Genomic DNA, 20,006 nt, shown 5'->3' with positions numbered 1-20,006 from the left:
ACTAACAACAAACGGCAGGAAAGCTAATGGCTAACTGCCAACTACTAAAAGCTAAAAATGACTGGATTGCTCTATAGAACCAAAGGTGATAAGGTTATCTGGACGATAGTATTCTTTCTATCGTTAGTAAGCCTGCTTGCCGTATATAGCGCTACCGGTTCACTCGCCTACCGCGAAAGAGGCGGCCATACGGAGTATTATCTCCTGAAACAACTCACGGTACTGGTGATGGGACTGGTCATCATTTACTTTGCCCACCGCGTAAATTATACCATTTACTCCCGCGTGGCGCAGATAGGCTTCCTCGTGTCAATACCGTTGCTGATATATACACTGGCCTTTGGCCGGCACCTGAATGATGCCAGCAGATGGATCAGTTTACCCATCATCAACCTCACCTTCCAAACATCGGATGTGGCTAAACTGGCCATCTTCATGTATGTAAGCAGGCAATTATCCAGGCGTCAAAACCTGATTACGGATTTTAAAAAGGGATTTCTTCCCATCATCATACCGGTAGGCATTATCTGCGCACTGATTATGCCCGCCAATATGAGTACGGCACTCCTACTGGGCGCCAGCTGTATGTTACTCTGCTTTATTGGCAGGGTGCCACTCAGATTCCTGGCTTCTATGGTGGCCGCAGGAGCCGTATTGGTGATGCTGTTATTCTTCGTGGCGAAAGTAACCGGCATGGAAATGCGTACCAAAACATGGGAAAAACGTATCGACAATTTCATACATGGTGATCATACGGAAATGCCTTACCAGGTACAACAAGCCAACATCGCCATTGCTGGTGGTGGCATTTTAGGGAAAGGTCCCGGCAATAGTACACAACGTAACTTCCTGCCGCATGCCTATTCCGATTATATCTATGCCACTATTATTGAAGAATATGGCATGTTTGGCGCATTCCTGATACTGGCAGCCTACATGATTTTATTGCTGAGAAGTATCCGGATTTATAAAAGATGCCCTTATGCATTTGGCGCATTCCTGGCAGTAGGCCTCAGTGTAACATTAGTGATTCAGGCATTAACCAATATGGCCGTAAACGTACACTTGTTCCCGGTTACAGGGGTTACGCTGCCACTGGTGAGTATGGGGGGATCTTCTGTTTTATTTACCAGTATGGCCATTGGTATCATCCTGAGTGTATCCCGGAATGTGGAAGAAATGGAAGGAAAACAGGCAGAAAAAGAACGTTTAGAAAGAGTAATGGCAAATGCAGAAAACGCTGCAGTCGCTTAATACGTATTTATATAGCATCAATCGCAATTAGTATAAACATATGCAACGCAAGGTGATCATAGCAGGCGGCGGTACCGGGGGACATATCTTCCCGGCAATAGCGATTGCAAACGCGTTGAAAAAATTGCAACCAGACATCAACATCTTATTTGTTGGCGCTACTGGTAAAATGGAAATGGAGAAAGTGCCACAGGCAGGATATCCGATAGAAGGACTGGAAATAGCAGGTTTTAATCGCAGCAATATCTTCAAAAATATACTGCTGCCTTTCAAAATATGGAAAAGTCTTCGTCGTGCTAAAGCGATCCTGCAAAACTTTCAACCCGATGCCGTAGTGGGTGTAGGCGGATATGCCAGCTTCCCAATGCTGAACCGGGCACAGAAAAATGGTATTCCTACCCTGATACAGGAACAAAATTCCTTTGCAGGTAAAACGAATAAAATATTAGGCAAGAAAGCGAAGAAGATTTGTGTGGCGTATGATGGAATGGAAAAATTTTTCCCGGCAGATAAACTGGTGATGACCGGCAACCCTGTCAGGAACAATATTTCGCAATCGGCCGTTACCCGGGAAGATGCCCTGCATCACTTCGGATTACGCACCGACAAACAAACCATCTTTGCTGTAGGCGGCAGCCTGGGTGCTAAATCCATTAACGAAGGATTGCAGCCTTTGCTGAAAACCATCGTGGATAAAGACATACAGCTTATCTGGCAAACAGGAAAGCCGTATTATGAAACCGCGAAAGCAGCAGCAGCACCTTATGAGTCGCATATCAAGGTATACGACTTCATCAACGTCATGGACTTTGCCTACAAAGCAGCAGATGTGGTATTATCAAGAGCCGGTGCATTGGCGATCGCAGAATTATGTGTAGTGAAAAAGCCCGTGATATTTGTGCCTTATCCTTTTGCCGCGGAAGATCATCAAACTTCCAACGCCATGAACCTGGTTAACAAACAAGCCGGTTTAATCATTAAGGATGAGGAAGTGAAATCACAATTAAGCAGTGTGTTGTTCAGCCTCCTGCAAAACAGGGCGCTGATGGAACAGCTGGAAAATCATATCGGCAAACTGGGCAATCCCAATGCAGATATGGTCATTGCAAAACAAGTATTGGAAATTATTTAGTGTTTTTTAGCAGCATATATGGATTTGAATAGCATACAAAGGGTTTATTTCATCGGTATCGGTGGTATTGGCATGAGCGCCATTGCACGCTTTTTTAATGAAAAAGGGGTGCACGTGAGTGGTTATGACCGTACTGCCACCGCGCTTACCAGCAAACTGGAAGCAGAAGGTATGCAAATCCATTACAAAGACGATATAAACGAAGTTGATAAAGCAGCCAACCTGGTAGTGTATACACCCGCTATACCAGCCGGCCATACAGAATTGCAGTGGTACCGCGATAATGGATACGAAGTAGTAAAACGCAGCGATGTATTGCAGGAAATTACCCGTGCCATGTTCGCCATTACGGTAGCCGGTACACATGGTAAAACTACGGTGTCTACCATGATTGCCCACCTGTTAACCGACAGCGGTTATGGCTGTAACGCTTTCCTGGGAGGCATCAGCGTTAACTATAACAAAAATTTCTGGCGCAGCGATAAACAGGTAGCGGTGATTGAAGCGGATGAGTATGACCGGTCCTTCCTGAAATTAAGTCCGGACATAGCGGTGTTGACTGCCATGGATGCAGATCACCTCGACATATACGGCACTCCGGAAGCCATGGAAGAAGCTTTTATTCAATATACACACAATATTAAGCCCAATGGCACGCTGATTGCTAAGTTCGGCCTGCATCGGAATAAAGAACTCAATGCTACCAACAAGTTGTTGTATAGTTTACAAAACGATGCTGCCAATGCTTATGCCGCTAACATCCGCATGCACAACGGAGGATATGTGTTTGACGTCATGCAGCAGGACTGGATGATCGACAATATTTCGCTGCACATCGGTGGTATGCACAACGTGGAGAATGCAGTAGCCGCTATCACCGTAGCACACCTGCTGGGAATAGACGCCGATAAGATAAGAGCTGCCATGGCAAATTTCCAGGGTATTAAACGCAGGTTTGAATACGTGATAAAAACCGATAAGGTTGTTTATATAGATGATTATGCACACCATCCGGAAGAATTGCGCGCATTGATCAGTAGTGCAAAAGCATTGTTCCCGGGTAGAAAATGTACAGTTGTTTTCCAGCCACATTTATTTACCCGTACCCGTGATTTGGCAGATGGTTTTGCGGAAAGCCTTTCCCTGGCAGACGAGGTGATACTCCTCCCTATCTACCCGGCCCGTGAGTTGCCAATAGAAGGAGTAAGCAGTGAGATGATTGCAGAGAAGATGACCGCACCGGTCACCATCGTGCCGAAAGAAAAATTAATGGAATATCTCAGCGGAAAAGAATTGCCACTGCTGATCACCGCAGGTGCAGGCGACATTGATACGTTTAGAGAACCAATAGCCGAATTATTAAAAAAGCAGTAACAATATAAATCTGAAAATACTTGTCTAAAACAACCACAATATTAAAACGTCTGGGCATCGCTCTCCTTTGGGGAATGGCGCTTTCCGGCTTTGTAGTATTGTTGGTAGCGGCTATACAGGATAAAGACGCTGGCAAATGCAAGGGTATCCAGGTGAAGTTTGAAGGGAAAGATGATAACTTCTTTATTGAATCAAAAGACATCAAATCCCTGATCACGAAAGACAAAAGTGTGAATCCTGTTGGTAAACGAATAGGTGATATCAACATCTCCAGGCTGGAAGCATTAGTAGATCAGGATCCATGGGTAAAAAACGCAGAAATTTATTTTGATAACAGACAACAGCTGAATATCAAAGTAACACAACGCGATCCGGTAGCAAGAGTATTTACCTTTTCTGGTAATAGCTTTTACCTCGATGCCGCCGGCGAACATATCCCCGTATCCAGCCGGTACGCTGCCAGGGTGCCAGTATTCACCGGGTTTCCCACCGACGTGGAAAAGCTGCAAAAGGCCGACAGCCTTTTATCAGCGCAAATCGTAGATATGGGGACTTATATCGGTAACGACCCATTCTGGATGGCACAGGTAGAACAGCTGATGATCACGGAAGACCGGAGGTTTGAGTTTATACCTAAACTGGGAGACCAGGTGATTGCCTTTGGAGAAGGAATAGATATCGATAAAAAATTCACCAAACTGTTGGCTTTTTACAAGGAAGGATTAAATAAAGTGGGTTGGAATAACTATACACGGATCAATATCGCTTTTGATGACGAAGTCGTATGTACCCGTAAAGACGGTGTAGCTCCCTTACAACCAGTACTCAAAACAGATAGTTTGAAACTGGCTGGGGCAGATGAGCCACCTATTTCAGACACAGAAGACTCCGCTGCAAGTGCACCGGCACCAGTAAAGCCGGAACATGCAGTAGCTGCCAAACCGGCCGCAAAACCGGAACACGCAGCAAAACCAAAGGCTAAGCCGCAGCCAGCGAAAGTGACGAAGAAAGAGAAAACAAACGCTGCGCCAGCCAAACAACAACCTAAAGCAGTGTATAAGCCAGGGAATAAATCTGTTAACACATCAAAAAAACAAACAACGCCATGAATCAGGAAGCTCCCATCATTGTAGGACTCGACATAGGTACTACGAAGATTGCTGCCATAGCAGGACGGAAGAATGAATACGGGAAACTGGAAATCCTGGGATTCGGTAAAGCTACATCGTTTGGTGTGCAGCACGGTATGGTGCTGAACATTGACCAAACCATAAAAGCGATCAGGCAAGCACTCGAAAATTGTTATGCATCCAACCCCAACCTGGAGATTAACGAAGTATATGTTGGTATAGCCGGTCATCATATCAAAAGTTTGCAAACCCGCGGCGACATTGTGCGTAACGACACCGATGCAGAAATATCCCAGAAAGATATTGACCAGCTGATCAACGATCAGTACAAAACAGTTATTCCCGCGAGTGATCAGATCATTGATGTGATCCCGCAGCAATATATAGTGGATAGTTTGCAAAATATCACCTACCCTATCGGTATGTCTGGGGTAAAGGTGGGCGCCAACTTCCACATCATTACCGGCGATAAAAACGCCATCCGCAACATTAACCGTAGTGTGGAAAAATCAGGTCTCAAAATCCGTGACCTGGTATTACAACCACTGGCCTCCGCCGCTGCAGTTATGTGCGATATGGACTTTGAAGCAGGTGTAGCCATTGTAGATATTGGTGGTGGTACCACCGACCTGGCAGTGTTTTACGAAGGTATCCTCAAACATACTGCAGTAATCCCTTATGGCGGTGAAAACATTACCAACGACATTAAAAACGGACTGGGAGTATTAAAAACACAGGCAGAACAGATGAAAGTGCAGTTTGGTTATGCACTGGCAGATGAAGCTAAAAGCAATGCCTATATCACTATTCCGGGATTAAGAGGTCAGAGCCCCAAAGAGATTTCAGTAAAGAACCTGGCGCACATCATTCAGGCGCGAATGAGTGAAATACTCGATTTCGTAGTATATCATCTCAAACAAATCGGTATGGATAATAAAATGCTGAACGGCGGTATTATCCTGACTGGTGGCGGATCTCAACTGAAACACCTCATACAGCTGACAGAATACACCACCGGCGCAAGTGCCCGTATAGGTTTCCCCAATGAACACCTGGCAAGCGGCCACATAGACGAGCTAACCAAGCCTATGTATGCTACCTGCGTAGGGCTGATCCTGAAAGGATACAATGATTTTGAAAATGATCGTAAAGCACTGGAAGAAAATTATGTAAAAATTAATACCAGCTATCTTGCCAAAGAACAGGCTGCTCAGTCAGTAACTCCAACTGACGACTGGATAGAAGAAGCTGCCCCCACCAGCCAGGAAATACAGGATAGGAAAGCGAAAGAACGAAACGCCTCACTGAAAAACTTCCTGGACAAGATGAAAACAAAAATCATCGATATGTTCACAGAAGAGGAGGACGCAAAACTTTAAAAGTTAAATGGCGCAATTGTTGCAAAAACGAAACGTTAATAAATAAGAATTAAGAACCGATAAATTAATAATGACAGGACAAATGAACCATAGTAACATTAAAGCATATACGCACTTAATTCTTAATAGTTCATTATTATTTATCGTACTAACCCATAAAAGTTTAGAGTCATGATACATTTTGATCTTCCTAAGGAAAAATCTTCTATCATCAAAGTTATCGGCATAGGTGGTGGTGGAAGCAATGCGGTGAATCATATGTATAGCCAGCGCATTGACGGGGTAAATTTCATTATTTGCAATACCGATGCACAAGCTATTGCTAATAGCCCTGTTCCCAATAAAATACAATTGGGACCACACCTGACCCAGGGGCTGGGTGCCGGCGCCAATCCGGAAATCGGAAAACAGGCGACAGAAGAATCCTTTGAAGAAATCAAAAAAATACTGGAGGTAAATACCAAAATGGCCTTCATTACTGCCGGTATGGGCGGTGGTACCGGTACCGGTGGCGCCCCTATTATCGCCAAAATATGTAAGGAACTGGGTATTTTGACGGTGGGTATTGTTACCACTCCGTTCTCCTATGAAGGTAAGAAAAGGATGCTGCAGGCCGACGAAGGGGTAACCCGCCTGAAAGAATATGTAGACACCCTGCTGATTATCTCCAATGATAAATTACGCCAGAAATTCGGTGACCTGAAATTCAAGGCTGCCTTCGAAAAAGCAGATAACGTATTGGCTACCGCCGCGAAGTGCATTACCGATGTAATCAATTCTACCGGTCAGATCAACGTGGATTTTGCCGACGTTTGTACCGTTATGCGTAACGGTGGCGTGGCTATCCTCGGAGCTGCACTGGCAGAAGGCGAAAACCGTGCACAAAGAGCTATCGAAGACGCGTTAACTTCTCCGTTGCTGAACGATAACGATATACGCGGTGCTAAATGGATTCTCATCAACATCTCTTCTTCTGAAGGTGAATTTGAACATACACTGGATGAAATGGATATCATCCAGGCCTATGTACAAAGCCAGGCCGGAGAAGATTGCGACGTGATCCTCGGTGTGGGCTATGATCAATCACTGGACAGGCAACTGGGTGTAACCATCATTGCTACCGGTTTTGAACAAAAACCCATCACCCAGCAAAAAATAACGCCCTCCAACCCGGAGCGCGTAGAACCTAAAATTGTAATGCAATTAGGTAAAGATGGGGATGAAAAAAAAATGAGCGGGGTACAACAGGCACAGGGGCTGCTGTTCCAGGAACCACAGGATCTGATGGCACCACGTCTCATGGAACCAGTGATCACACATCCTGAACCTGTAATGGCTTATACACCACCACAGCCACAACAACAGGCGCCTATTGCTCCTGCCCGTCAGAACTATGTGCTGAATATACAACAGGTACCACCTGCACAGCCACAACAACCTGACCAACAGCAGCTACAACAGCAATATCAACAGGCACAACAACAGCTGCAGCAGCAAATGCAACAGCAGATGCAGCCACCTGTACAACCTGTTCAACAGCCGGTTCAACAAGTACCTCCTGCACATACCCAACAACCGAATGTTAACATCATTCAACCACAGGTGGGTAATGCAGCAGGCGGATATTTAACCAGACCGTCTCATATATATGTAGAACCAGGTGCACCATCTCCGGAAATGAAGATGGTATATAAAGAAGAAGAAGGCGCCGTAAATGTACCGCCTGCTCCTCCTGAAGTGCCTATGCAACAGGCTTATGAAGACCTGGAAGAACAGAAACGTAAACAGGCAGAAAGAGTGGCCAAATTACGCAGCATTAGCTTCAATGTGAAAAACATGGACAATAACGCGGAACTGGAAAATGTACCTGCTTACCTGCGTAGAAATGTAAACCTGGATAATGGTGCCGGCTCTGCTGAACACTTTTACTCCAATTACACCGTGAGTGGCGATCCAGGACAGAATAATCATACAGAAATCAATACGATCAATACCTTTTTAGATGGGAAAAAGCCCGATTGATGAACACATTTGATTGTTTTTTAGTTGTGTTAAAAAAAAATCCTCCGGTTCCCCGGAGGATTTTTTTTATCAATAATAAGATAGAAATCTCTCAGCAACTATTGCTTTAAAAATTATTCAAAGCCTGTTTTGCTGCTTCCAATACCTCCGCAGCAGGTGTAGTTTTGAGCGTTTCTTCCTCAAATGGCTTCAAAATGCTGTTCAACTGGTTCAATGCTGTTGCATTATTAGTGCGGGTAAACTCCGCTTTCAGTATCCTGATCTTCTCATAATCCTGTATACCTTCTACCAATCTTTCAAAACGAATGGAGGTTCTCGGTCCCGGATATACGAAATAGGTATCTCCTGCGGACCAGCTGCGGAAGCGGGAATCCTGTAAAGGCGCTGCTACCCAGCAGTTAAATGCCCAACGCAGGTAACCGGTATATCCTTTCAACGCAGCATGCCAACCCATGAAGGCTGATTCTGCCGGTGGCGAGAAAGTAAAAGTATTGGGAAACCCTTCTGTACAGCAGGTATAAAAAGTTGTCGGCAGCCCTTTCGCCAAACGCGCTTTCATCACATCTTCCGGGAATGATTCTCTTAATGCAATGCAATAGTCGTGAATTTCGTTGGCCAACGGTGCATGGTAAGAACCAGCCAGCGATACCTTGAAATCCTTATCTGCTTTACGAATCACGGCCAGGGCCTGTTTCATGTCTTCCATAGGTCTTTCATCCATAGCAATAGCCGTGATATTAAACCAACCCTTTGCTTTCAGATGTTTCACAAAATCATTCAGCATGGGTTGCCAATGAGCTGTGTATTCCGGTGTACCTGGTTTTGCCACAATGAAAGTATCTTTCGCTGTAGCTTCGTCATAATAATAAAACTTCAGGTTCCACGGAATCATGCTATAGCAGTTGATTTCCTTATGTATACCCTGATCCATCATGAACTGCACCCATTTATCAAAAATGCTGTAGTCATATACCCAGCCACCGTTTTTCTTCTTCGTCCATTTTACCATGGTACCATAAATATCCTCTGTTTGGCTGTTCCATGGATCATAGATAATAGTAGCGGTTATCACCTTCTGACCAGCATCCGCCAACATTTTGATATAAGGCTTCATAGCCTTGAAGTGGGCCTCACTCCAGGGTTTCACGCCATACATGCGGGCTATCGCATAAGGGCTTTGCCACAGGTCAAGATGGAAGCTCCAGTCTTTCGGAGCGGGTAATGTATGATCCAGCACTTTTATTTCATAGGGCATATTTACCACAGTAGCGCCGCTTTTCACCGTTACACTGCCTTTATATAGGCCGGCTGGTGTATTGGCGGGCACCTGTATACTCAGCCAAACCGGCTGTGTATTTTTAGCAGCAATGTCTCTTTTGTTGATAATATCGATACCATCTGCTACCAGGGAAGAATCAAACTCTCCGGGTCTGCGATATCCGCAACCACCGCCATCTTTGTTCAGGCCATCCGTCATTACATACCTTACAAATCCGGTGGTAACAGCATTGGCGCTGATCTGATGGCCTTTATCATCCTGTAGCGCAGATGCCTGGATGCTCACAGCTGATTGTGCCGCAGTAGACCAGAGAACCAGTTGGGTGTGAATGCGTTCTCCCTTCCAGGCAGTAGCCTTCCAGGAATCAGTAGCCGGGTTATTATCAGGAGCATTTCGTTTTTCATAACGCGTATCGGCAGTGCCGAATGCTACGTGGAGCCGGGCATCTTTAACGGCATCCCAGGAGGCCTGGTTAACGGGTTTTGGATCGGGCAATTCCTTGTAATCCCCGGCGGGACTGGTTTGCGCCCATACGTTTTGTTGCAGTGCCAGCAGTACCAGCACGCCAAAAAATTTGTTCACCATACTAAATTTTGCGTTTTACAGAGTTTGGGATCGATATTCCCCTACAGAAACAGGTTCCCTTATCCACCCAATATCTATAAAAAAAACTGGAATATCCAATTTGTGGGATAGGCGGAAATAGCAGAAAGCAAAAAGCGAAAAGCAAAAAGCTATAGAAGAGAATGATAAAAGCGAGTATACTTAGATACTCATCTGTTCTTATCATTCGCTTCTATAGCTTTTCGCTTTTTGCTTTCTGCTAATGTACAATCCGCTTCAATTGCAGGTTGGTAACAGGTGCTACCACCAGCGGATATTTCTCAATGGTTACATAACTGGAGTCCAGACCGAAACCTCTTTCTTCCGATAAACTGATCTTTTTCAGGAAGAAATACATTTTCATGATCATCCTTTCATACAACGGCAAATCGTTATCATGTGACAGGAATTTCTCCATCACAATAAACTGGAAGTCGCCCACCACGTTGTTTTTACTCAGTGATTCGTAGCGGCTGGTGATGTTTACCTCTTTGTTGCGTACCATGTCTTCCACCACCATTCTGAACATCAGGTTAATGCGTTGTTCCACTTTGAAACCAAGGCGGAATTCCACGCGTATTACCTCATTCGGGATAATGGTTTGTACAGAATACTCACTTAAATAAGGCTCATCTACTACGTCTACGTGAACAAACCAGTAGATATCTGCCCGTTTGGGCTTTTTATTAAGAATAGAATAGATGATTTTATGCTCTATCTCCTTAGGATTATCAGCACTACTCATATATACCAGGTGCGTAGCATATTTAGGGATAGAAGTATCATTGCTCAATTCCTGGATAATAGGCAGATAGTCTTCCAGTCGCACAAATTCCACGTAGCGGTTCTTGATTTTACGGGATTTGAACCAAACGATCATCACCAGGAATAGGGCACCAGCCACAATTACGGTTACATAACCACCGTGCATGAACTTCACTATGTTGGCAAAGAGGAAGGAGAACTCGATCGTAAAATAGACGACCAGGTATAGCAATATCCAACCGACCCATACCCTTTTGGTATAAAGATAAAAGGCAAACAGGCAGGAAGTCATGAGCATACAGATAGTGATCGACAATCCATATGCGGCCTCCATATTGGAAGACTCCTGGAAAATCAGCACAATGGCGGCACAACCTACAAACAACATGGTATTGATACCAGGAATGTAAAGTTGTCCTCTCATTTCGGTGGGGTAGTTTACCCGCATTTTGGGCCATAGATTCAGGCGCATCGCCTCAGCGATCAGCGTAAAGGAACCGGAGATCAAGGCCTGGCTGGCAATAACGGATGCCAGTGTAGCTATCAGTACACCAAAAATGATGAACCATTCCGGCATAATGGTAAAGAAAGGGTTCTGATCTTTGGGGATAATCTGTCCTTTTTGCGTGAGCAACCAGGCACCCTGTCCCAGGTAATTCAAAATAAGACAGGTTTTAACGAAGATCCAGGATACCCTGATGTTACCTCTACCACAGTGTCCGAGGTCTGAATAAAGAGCTTCTGCACCGGTTGTACACAGGAATACAGCACCCAATATGAGAAATCCTTTAGGGTAAGTGGTTAAGAGTTCAATAGCGTAATGGGGACTAAATGCTTTAAAGATGCTGAGGTCGTCGGCAATGTGAGAAATACCGAGGATACCGAGCATGGAAAACCACAGCACCATGATGGGACCAAACATACGGCCGATAGACACGGTACCGAACTGTTGCATTACAAAGAGGCCGGTGATAATAGTCAACACTATTTTTACAATGGTGAACTGACCGAGGTCTTTGAATACTTCCAGTGTTCTTAGCCCTTCAATGGCGGAGGTAACAGTAATGGGAGGAGTAATGATACCATCTGCGAGCAGGGCGGCGCCGCCAATCATACCGAAAATAACGGTCCATCTGGCGTGGCGTCGTACCAAGGCATACAGTGAAAAGATACCACCTTCTCCTTTATTATCTGCCCGGAGCGTCAGGATAACGTATTTAACGGTGGTTTGGAGGGTAAGTGTCCAGATAATACAAGAAATACCACCTATCACGAGCAGGTCGCTGATGGGGTTTCCCCCTACGATGGCCTTGAAAACATAGAGTGGAGATGTTCCGATGTCGCCGTAGATAATACCGAGCGCTACTACGAGACCTGCCAGGGAGACCCTGTTAATGTTTATTCCCACGTAATAATAAGTTGGTTAAAAAGCCTTCAAAATTAGGGGTAAATATTGATACTCCAACAATAATTCTAGTGGAGTAGGAATAGCAAAAAAAATCCTCTCCCAAAGCAGGGAGAGGATTTTTTTTAGTTATCATCTTAATGAGTGATACTGATTAGTTAGCAGGAGCTAAGTCAACAGTGCCAGACTCACCAGGAGTGTTTTGTTTGATGAAACGACCGCGGTCGATTCCTTGTTTGTCAGCCAGGTAGTCGATAACTGAATCAACGCGACGGCTGCTCAGATCAACACCACCTTTCTTACCTTTTGCACCTGCGTGGCCAGTAACCAGTACGTTGCAAGAAGGATGAGATTTCAGGCTGGAAGCAACAGAAGCCAGGATAGCTTCTTGATCTTTACCAACTTTGGTAGAGCTACCTTTGAAGGAAACGCTAGGCAGAACCAGGCTAGAGCAAGCCTCTACAGGACGGTTTTTGCAGCATTCTGGATCTGGGCATTTACCAACGCCATCAGCATCAACTGGTTGGCAGTAAGTAGGAGTGATCAGTTGTTTGTCTTTGTAATCAGGAACGCCATCACCGTCAGTATCTTTAGCTACACCGTGAGAATCAACTGGTGCACCTGCTGGGGTGTTAGGTTCGCGATCGAATTGGTCAGTTACGCCATCACCATCAGCATCAGGCAGAACCGGAGCTGGGATCTTCATGTGCCGTGGGTTGCTCAGCTCGCTGTAAGCGTATTCCAGTGGGTTGATCCACCATAATGGCTGTACGCGTTTAGAAGAGTTACCCAGGTTGAAGTTCAGACGTAAGCTGGTGTAAGAATAGAAATCTTTGGTAGAACCACCGGGACCAGGATATCCATCCAGGTATGCGTCAAATGGCATGGTGATTTTTTCTTCCAGACCGATGTTGAAGCGTTTAGAAACTTTGAACGCAACACCAGTACCGAGATCCAGTGCGTGACGGATCAATTGGTTGTCGTCTTTACGACCGATAGCAATTCTGTTACCCTGAGAAGGAGCATTTTGTTCATACTTCTTGTCTCTCAGATCGTTCAGTTGTTTGCGGATATCGCTACGTTTAGCACCGAAGTTAATGCCGGAATAGTCATAACCATTACCGTTTGCATCCAATGCATCCACGTCAACATCAGCCATTACGATAGAGTAACCAGCCAGTAAATACCAGTTAACTTTAGGTTCAGCTCTGTAGAACAGGATGTTGCTCAGAGAAGCCAACACGTCCAAAGACAGCTGATGGTTCTGAGATTTGTAGTTAGGAACGATCATTCCGCCGTTCTTAGCTGCAGTTGCTGCCCATGGGTTACCGTTTGCCGCGAAGCTTGGGCGCAGTTTATAGTCCTGGCCTTTATCGATAGAACCGATGTACTCAGCTCTCAGGGAGAAAGTGTGACCCAGTGCTTTTCTCAGGGAGATACCGCCACCGAAACCTGGTTGAGCTGGAACAGTTCCGTCAATCACGTGTAAACCACCACTTAAACCCAGTTCCCACATATCTCTCGGTTTAGCCGGGAAATTTGATTGGTGGTTCGTGAAGTTATTTTGTTGTACCATACGCTTGCTAGACACTTTGGTGCTATCCAGAGCATCGTAGCCGGTTGGTTGAACCTGTGCAAAACTAGAAGATGCTGATAGTAAACCCACAGCGCCTGCCAGTAATAAGTACTTTTTGCTTGCCATAATTGTTTTTTTTATTAAAAACTGTTAAAAATTTACTAATAACCCGTTTTTTACCTAGCAAAGGTAAATATCATAAATGAATATACAAATTTTTCTTGCAATATTATTTTCATTGATAAGTCCCTCAAAATTAGAGCTTAAATGAAAGTATTTATATACCTTAAATCCTGTTAAGTTAAACTTGTGTATACCCCTTGTTAAAGGAAACCTTAAGCCGTGTTAAAAGAATGTTATACTCCATATACAAATTAAAGGCCAAAATGTTAAAATGTGATTTATAAAACCTAGCTTAGCAATCCTTTTTTATTTAATACATGGATGATATTAAACACCTGATAGGGAAAGAATTACAGGATTTTGAGAGTAAATTCGCAGATTCAGTAAAAAGTCATGTGCCATTGCTGGACAGGATCATGCACTACATTGTGAAACGCAAAGGGAAGCAGATCAGGCCCATGTTTGTTTTATTATCAGCAAAACTTTTCAGTGACAATATCCAGGAAAGTACCTACCGCGCCGCCGCACTGGTAGAGTTGCTACATACCGCCACCCTGGTGCATGACGACGTAGTAGATGATGCCAATGAACGCAGGGGACTTTTCTCTATCAACGCTTTATGGAAAAATAAAATAGCCGTACTGGTAGGCGACTACCTCCTGTCAAAAGGACTGCTACTGTCATTGAATAACAACGACTTCCGGACTTTACAGATCTTATCTGAAGCCGTGAAAGAAATGAGCGAAGGAGAATTATTACAGATCGAAAAAACCCGGAAGCTCAATATTAAAGAAGATATTTATTTCGAGATCATCCGCCGCAAAACAGCCTCATTACTGGCTTCCGCCTGCGCCGCCGGTGCATGGAGCAGCAGCAATGATGAACACACCACCGAACAAATGCGCCTCTTCGGAGAAAAAGTAGGCGTAGCCTTCCAGATAAAAGACGACCTGTTCGACTACGGCGCTGCCAAAATTGGTAAACCTACCGGCATTGACATACGGGAGAAAAAAATGACACTCCCCCTCATTTATACCCTGGAACACGCTTCTACAGAAACCAGGAGAAAAATTATTAACATAGTAAAAAATCATAATACAGATAAGGATCGAGTAGCCGAAGTCATCCGCCTGGTAAAAGCATCTGGAGGAATCGACTATACCCGGCAAAAAATGTTTGAATACCGCGACGAAGCCCTTACCATCTTGCATAAATTCCCTGAAAATGCAGTCAGAAATGGATTGGAATCACTGGTAAGATTCACCACTGACAGAACATTTTAGAAAGAATAAAAAATAATGTAATATGCAGATAGAGCCGAATGCTTACTAAAACAAACTAATGCAAAAACGCTGGACAGTAAAGGCATATCAACCAAACCAGGAACAGTTACTTCAATCATCATTGCGTATACATCCGTTGCTCTGCCGGCTATTGGTACAACGAAATGTAACCAACTTTGAGGCTGCCCGGCAATTTTTTCGCCCAACGCTGGAAGACCTTCATGATCCCTGGCAGATGAAAGACATGGATAAAGCCATTTCGCGCATTGAACTGGCTTTTTTCCAACATGAGAAAATATTGATTTATGGAGATTATGATGTAGACGGCTGTACTGCAGTAGCCACTGTGTATGCATTTCTACAGAAGCTCTACAATAATATTGAATTTTATATCCCTCACCGCTACCGGGAAGGATATGGTATTTCCATGCAGGGCATAGAATATGCCCGCGACAACGACTTCAGCCTGATTATAGCGCTGGACTGCGGCATTAAATCCATCGACCATATTACAACCGCCAAAGAATGGGGCATAGATTTCATCATCTGTGATCACCACCTGCCCGATGCCATATTACCACCGGCAGTGGCCATTCTGAATCCTAAACAGGTTGACTGCCCCTACCCTTACAAAGAATTAAGCGGTTGCGGCATAGGATATAAACTGATCAGCGCATTTGCACAAAAAAGAGGACTACCCGCTGCCGAAGCCAATAAATTCCTGGACCTGGTTGCTACCAGTATTGCGGCAGATATTGTACCCATGACCGGGGAAAACAGGATACTCGCTTTTCACGGCCTCGTGAAAGTAAATGAAGATCCCCTACCCGGCATTAAAGCGCTGATTACACTCAGTGCCTTAAAAGAAAAATTAACCATCGCCAACCTGGTATTTGTGATTGCTCCCCGCGTTAATGCCGCAGGCAGAATGGATGATGCCAGAAAAGCCGTGAACCTTTTTATTGAAAATGATGTGGAAAAAGCTGCCGCCATTGCAGCAGTACTACACGCAGACAATTTCGACAGAAAAGAAATAGACAACACCATTACCCAGGAAGCCATCTCCCTGTTGCAAAACGATGCAGATATTGCCAAAAGGAAATCTACCGTATTGTACCAGGCACACTGGCACAAAGGCGTTGTAGGCATTGTGGCTTCCAGGCTGATCGATAAATATTATTATCGTCCAACTATTATCCTCACCCAGGCCAACGACGATAAAGTAGCCGGATCGGCCCGCTCTGTGATGGGCTTTAACGTTTACGAAGCTATTCACCAATGTAAGGACCTCCTCGAAAATTACGGCGGGCACTTTTACGCCGCTGGTATGACGCTGAAAACAGAAAATGTGAAAGCCTTCCAGGAACGCTTCGAAGAAGTAGTAGCCAATACCATACGTCCAGACCAACTGGTACCGGAAATAGTCATCGACTCTGAAATTCAGTTCGCAGATATCACCCCTGCATTCTTTAATATCCTCAAACAATTTGAACCACTGGGACCTGAAAATCTACGCCCGGTTTTCCTGGCCAAAAACCTGGTTGACAATGGCTATTCAAAAATTGTAAAAGAGGAACATATTAAGTTTTCCGTAAAACAGGGAAGATATGGGCCTACTATGTCCGGCATCGGTTTCTATATGGCCGAAAAATTCCCGCTGCTGACAGAGAAAAAGCCATTTGACCTGGTGTTTTCACTGGATGAAAATGAATGGAACGGACAAACCTCTCTCCAGCTAAAAGTCATCGATGTCAGGGCTTCCAAAAATTAATTTTCATAACGCTGTTTTAATATCTATCCGCTAATAAAACAGCGCTATGAAATATCATTACTATTTATGTTGCTTTAACAACCACGTATATACATCAGCGTTAGCATAGGTACGTGTCCAGGCATCGTGGCCACCAGTTGGATATTCTGTATACTGTACATTGCCTCCTATGGCTTTCAGGGCGTTCACCAGTGTACGCGAATTCTCTACATTAACAGTTGGATCATCGGCACAATGAAAAACCCAGGTAGGCATAGTTTTCAACGCCGGCATACGATTTACATCACCACCACCGCAAATAGGAATAATAGCAGCAAATTTTTCAGGACGGGCAGAACTCCAATCCCAGGTACCATATCCCCCCATGCTCAACCCGGTCAGATATACCCTTTTTGGATCCACATGATATTTAGCCAATACCTCCTTGTAAAGTATATCCAGGTATTGTGGGTTCCACCAGCCGCTTAAACACTGTGGCGCAATCATCACAAAAGGTTTCCCGCTCACCACTTTTACCAACCCTGCATTTCTTAATACGTTAATGTCACTGCCCATTTCTCCCACTCCATGCAGGAAAATAACCACTGGCCACTTGTAACTTTTTTCGCTATTATAAGTGTCCGGAATATATAACAGGTAGTTACTCACATTTCCACCCTTTGTATCTATTTTTTGTACAGTGATGCCAGGTGTTTGTTGGGTAAAAGTATCTCCCGGCGGTGGTACCACAGGTGGCGTGGTAACCGGCGGCTTCGGAGCCACCGGTGTAGAGGTTTCCGTTTTAGAACAGGAAAAAAGTGCGAGCATACTCAACACCAAGACATGGTTTAAAATTTTAATTACTCTTTTTTTCATATAACTACTATAAACTAAAAATCCCTCCCGCCATACGGCGGGAGGGATAGGTTTTACAATATTTTTCTCCTGCTTTGCTTGAACAAGCAGCTTCGGGGGTTGCTGCAAATAACAACTAAAAAAACAGGAAACGAATTTTTTTTTTATTGTGTAGTTATCCTATTTTTTTTCGTGCATCAACTCCACGCTTCTGTTTACAAAAGCAGTCAGATCAGCGCCGGTCAACAGATTCTGGGATAATAACGCCAGATCTGCCAGGTTTTTGATTTGCTTCTGCTGTAACTCACTATTACCTTCTTTCAGAATTTGTGTGTATACCGGGTGATTCGCATTCACGGTCATGCTGATTTCATCAGGCATATTGGCATACCAGCTCATTCCGCCACCGCCCATTGCTGCCATGTCTTTCATACGGCGCATCAGTTCAGGACGGGTAACAATTACCGGTTGCGCTTCTGCGCTCAATCCTTTCATTTCTACCTTGATGTTAGGCTGCGTTACCTGGGCACCAAACAATTCTTTCAGTGTCCCTTCCTGTTCCTGTGATAAAACAGTAGTGGTGTTCTCTTCTTTATCAATCAGGTTATCCGCGATATCTGCATCTACACGGGTAAATGAAACATTGTCCCATTTCATTTCCATATTATTAATGAAAGCCGCATCTACCAGGGTTTCCATCTTCACTACGATGAAACCTTTGTTCTTTGCAGCCTGGATGTAGCTATCCTGTTGTACAGGGTTAGTAGCATACAGTACTACCAGCTTCTGCTCTTTATTCGTTTGCAGGGCAGCTGCCGCAGTACGGTATTCTTCCTGGGTATAAAATTTACCACCAGCTACATCTTCCATGATCAGGAATTTGTTCGCTTTTTCCATGAACTTGTCGTCGGTCATCATACCGTATTTCACGAACAAGCCAATAGAATCCCATTTATCTTCAAAAGAAGCACGGTCATTACGGAAAATTTCATCCAGTTTATCGGCTACTTTTTTGGTGATGTGCGCATTGATTTTCTTTACATTCGGATCTCCCTGCAGGTAGCTACGACTTACGTTCAGCGGAATATCCGGGCTATCGATTACACCATGCAGCAACATCAGGAATTCAGGCACAATGTCCTTTACTTCATCCGTTACATATACCTGGTTGGAATACAGATTGATTTTATCTTTCTGCATTTCATAGCTCTTATTGATTTTCGGGAAGTAGAGAATACCGGTTAAATTAAACGGATAATCCACATTCAGGTGAATCCAGAATAATGGTGGTTCAGCAAATGGATATAATTCCTTGTAAAAATTCTGGTAATCTTCGGTAGTCAGTTCGCTTGGTTTCTTTGTCCAGGCGGGGTTGGTATTGTTAATCTGTGTTCCTTCAAAAGTAACCGGAACAGGCAGGAACTTACAGAATTTCTCGAGGATAGAACGGATACGGCCATCTTCCAGGAATTCTTCGCTTTCCTCGTTGATGTACATGACGATTTCGGTACCTCTGTCAGCTTTGCTGGTTTCTTCCAGTTCATACTCGGGACTGCCATCGCATTCCCAGCGAACTGCTGCGGCGTCTTCCTTCCAGGATTTGGAGAAGATTTCCACTTTGCTGCTCACCATAAAGGAAGAATAGAAACCAAGACCAAAATGCCCGATGATATTGGTACCATTCTCTTGTCCTTTGTACTTCTTCAGGAATTCTTCTGCTCCTGAAAAAGCCACCTGGTTAATATATTTATCCACCTCTTCTGCAGTCATACCGATGCCATGATCTGCGATGGTGATTGTTTTTTTCTCTTTATCTACTCTTACATCAATGGAGATATCTCCCAGATCACCTTTGAACTCGCCTACACTGGCCAGGGTCTTTAACTTCTGGGTAGCATCTACCGCGTTACTTACCAGCTCGCGGATAAAAATTTCATGATCGGAATACAGGAATTTCTTGATAATTGGGAAAATATTCTCTGTTTGAACACGTATTGCACCTTTTTGCATTGGTTATCTGATTTTTGTAATAAACTTTTCAAAGGTTGTGCCAGTAGGGTAATACTGACAAGATGA

At 44.3% G+C, this 20,006-nt stretch carries 13 protein-coding genes; 8 read left to right on the top strand and 5 right to left on the bottom strand.

Annotated elements, in window-relative coordinates:
* Positions 1-57 precede the first annotated feature (57 nt).
* The 6 genes from AC5ZC7_RS01405 to ftsZ all read left to right on the top strand — a co-directional run bounded on the left by AC5ZC7_RS01405 (position 58) and on the right by ftsZ (position 8,291).
* Complete coding sequence (locus tag AC5ZC7_RS01405) at positions 58-1,254, top strand: FtsW/RodA/SpoVE family cell cycle protein (protein WP_496159945.1); 1,197 nt, start codon at positions 58-60, stop codon at positions 1,252-1,254.
* Between the two features lie 40 nt (positions 1,255-1,294).
* A complete protein-coding gene (gene murG, locus AC5ZC7_RS01400; protein ID WP_496159946.1) occupies positions 1,295-2,386 on the top strand; it encodes an undecaprenyldiphospho-muramoylpentapeptide beta-N-acetylglucosaminyltransferase in 1,092 nt (363 codons plus the stop codon).
* An 18-nt stretch (positions 2,387-2,404) separates the two neighbouring features.
* The gene (gene murC / locus AC5ZC7_RS01395) at positions 2,405-3,760 is read left to right on the top strand and encodes a UDP-N-acetylmuramate--L-alanine ligase (RefSeq protein WP_496159947.1); all 1,356 of its coding nucleotides are present in this window, start codon (positions 2,405-2,407) and stop codon (positions 3,758-3,760) included.
* Positions 3,761-3,780: 20 nt separating this feature from the next.
* Complete coding sequence (locus tag AC5ZC7_RS01390; RefSeq protein WP_496159948.1) at positions 3,781-4,869, top strand: POTRA-like domain-containing protein; 1,089 nt, start codon at positions 3,781-3,783, stop codon at positions 4,867-4,869.
* Complete coding sequence (gene ftsA, locus AC5ZC7_RS01385; RefSeq protein WP_291922745.1) at positions 4,866-6,269, top strand: cell division protein FtsA; 1,404 nt, start codon at positions 4,866-4,868, stop codon at positions 6,267-6,269. The genes AC5ZC7_RS01390 and ftsA overlap by 4 nt, the downstream gene beginning before the upstream one ends.
* A 171-nt stretch (positions 6,270-6,440) precedes the next feature.
* Complete coding sequence (gene ftsZ, locus AC5ZC7_RS01380) at positions 6,441-8,291, top strand: cell division protein FtsZ (protein ID WP_496159949.1); 1,851 nt, start codon at positions 6,441-6,443, stop codon at positions 8,289-8,291.
* A 106-nt stretch (positions 8,292-8,397) separates the two neighbouring features.
* Here the strand turns inward: ftsZ and AC5ZC7_RS01375 are convergent, their stop codons facing one another.
* The 3 genes from AC5ZC7_RS01375 to AC5ZC7_RS01365 form a co-directional block, all read right to left on the bottom strand.
* Complete coding sequence (locus tag AC5ZC7_RS01375; RefSeq protein WP_496159950.1) at positions 8,398-10,155, bottom strand: glycoside hydrolase domain-containing protein; 1,758 nt, start codon at positions 10,153-10,155, stop codon at positions 8,398-8,400.
* A gap of 238 nt (positions 10,156-10,393) precedes the next feature.
* Positions 10,394-12,346: a KUP/HAK/KT family potassium transporter gene (locus AC5ZC7_RS01370; RefSeq protein ID WP_496159951.1), complete on the bottom strand. Its 1,953-nt coding sequence runs from the start codon at positions 12,344-12,346 to the stop codon at positions 10,394-10,396.
* A gap of 151 nt (positions 12,347-12,497) precedes the next feature.
* On the bottom strand, positions 12,498-14,045 hold the full coding sequence (locus AC5ZC7_RS01365; protein ID WP_496159952.1) for an OmpA family protein: 1,548 nt from the start codon (positions 14,043-14,045) through the stop codon (positions 12,498-12,500).
* Positions 14,046-14,359: 314 nt separating this feature from the next.
* On the opposite strand from AC5ZC7_RS01365, the gene AC5ZC7_RS01360 reads away from it, so the two are divergent.
* On the top strand, positions 14,360-15,325 hold the full coding sequence (locus AC5ZC7_RS01360; RefSeq protein WP_496159953.1) for a polyprenyl synthetase family protein: 966 nt from the start codon (positions 14,360-14,362) through the stop codon (positions 15,323-15,325).
* Between the two features lie 58 nt (positions 15,326-15,383).
* Positions 15,384-17,096 carry a single-stranded-DNA-specific exonuclease RecJ gene (gene recJ / locus AC5ZC7_RS01355; RefSeq protein ID WP_496159954.1) on the top strand — a complete coding sequence of 571 codons (1,713 nt, stop codon included), beginning with the start codon at positions 15,384-15,386 and terminating at the stop codon, positions 17,094-17,096.
* 60 nt (positions 17,097-17,156) lie between these two features.
* Here recJ and AC5ZC7_RS01350 read toward each other — a convergent pair whose 3' ends face one another.
* Entirely contained in the window at positions 17,157-17,951 is a 795-nt protein-coding gene (locus AC5ZC7_RS01350; RefSeq protein ID WP_496159955.1) for a carboxylesterase family protein, read from the bottom strand.
* A gap of 159 nt (positions 17,952-18,110) precedes the next feature.
* On the bottom strand, positions 18,111-19,940 hold the full coding sequence (gene htpG / locus AC5ZC7_RS01345) for a molecular chaperone HtpG (RefSeq protein WP_496159956.1): 1,830 nt from the start codon (positions 19,938-19,940) through the stop codon (positions 18,111-18,113).
* Positions 19,941-20,006 lie beyond the last annotated feature (66 nt).

Source organism: Chitinophaga sp. 9-1-y (assembly GCF_059511905.2).
This window is presented reverse-complemented; position numbering and strand designations above follow the sequence as displayed.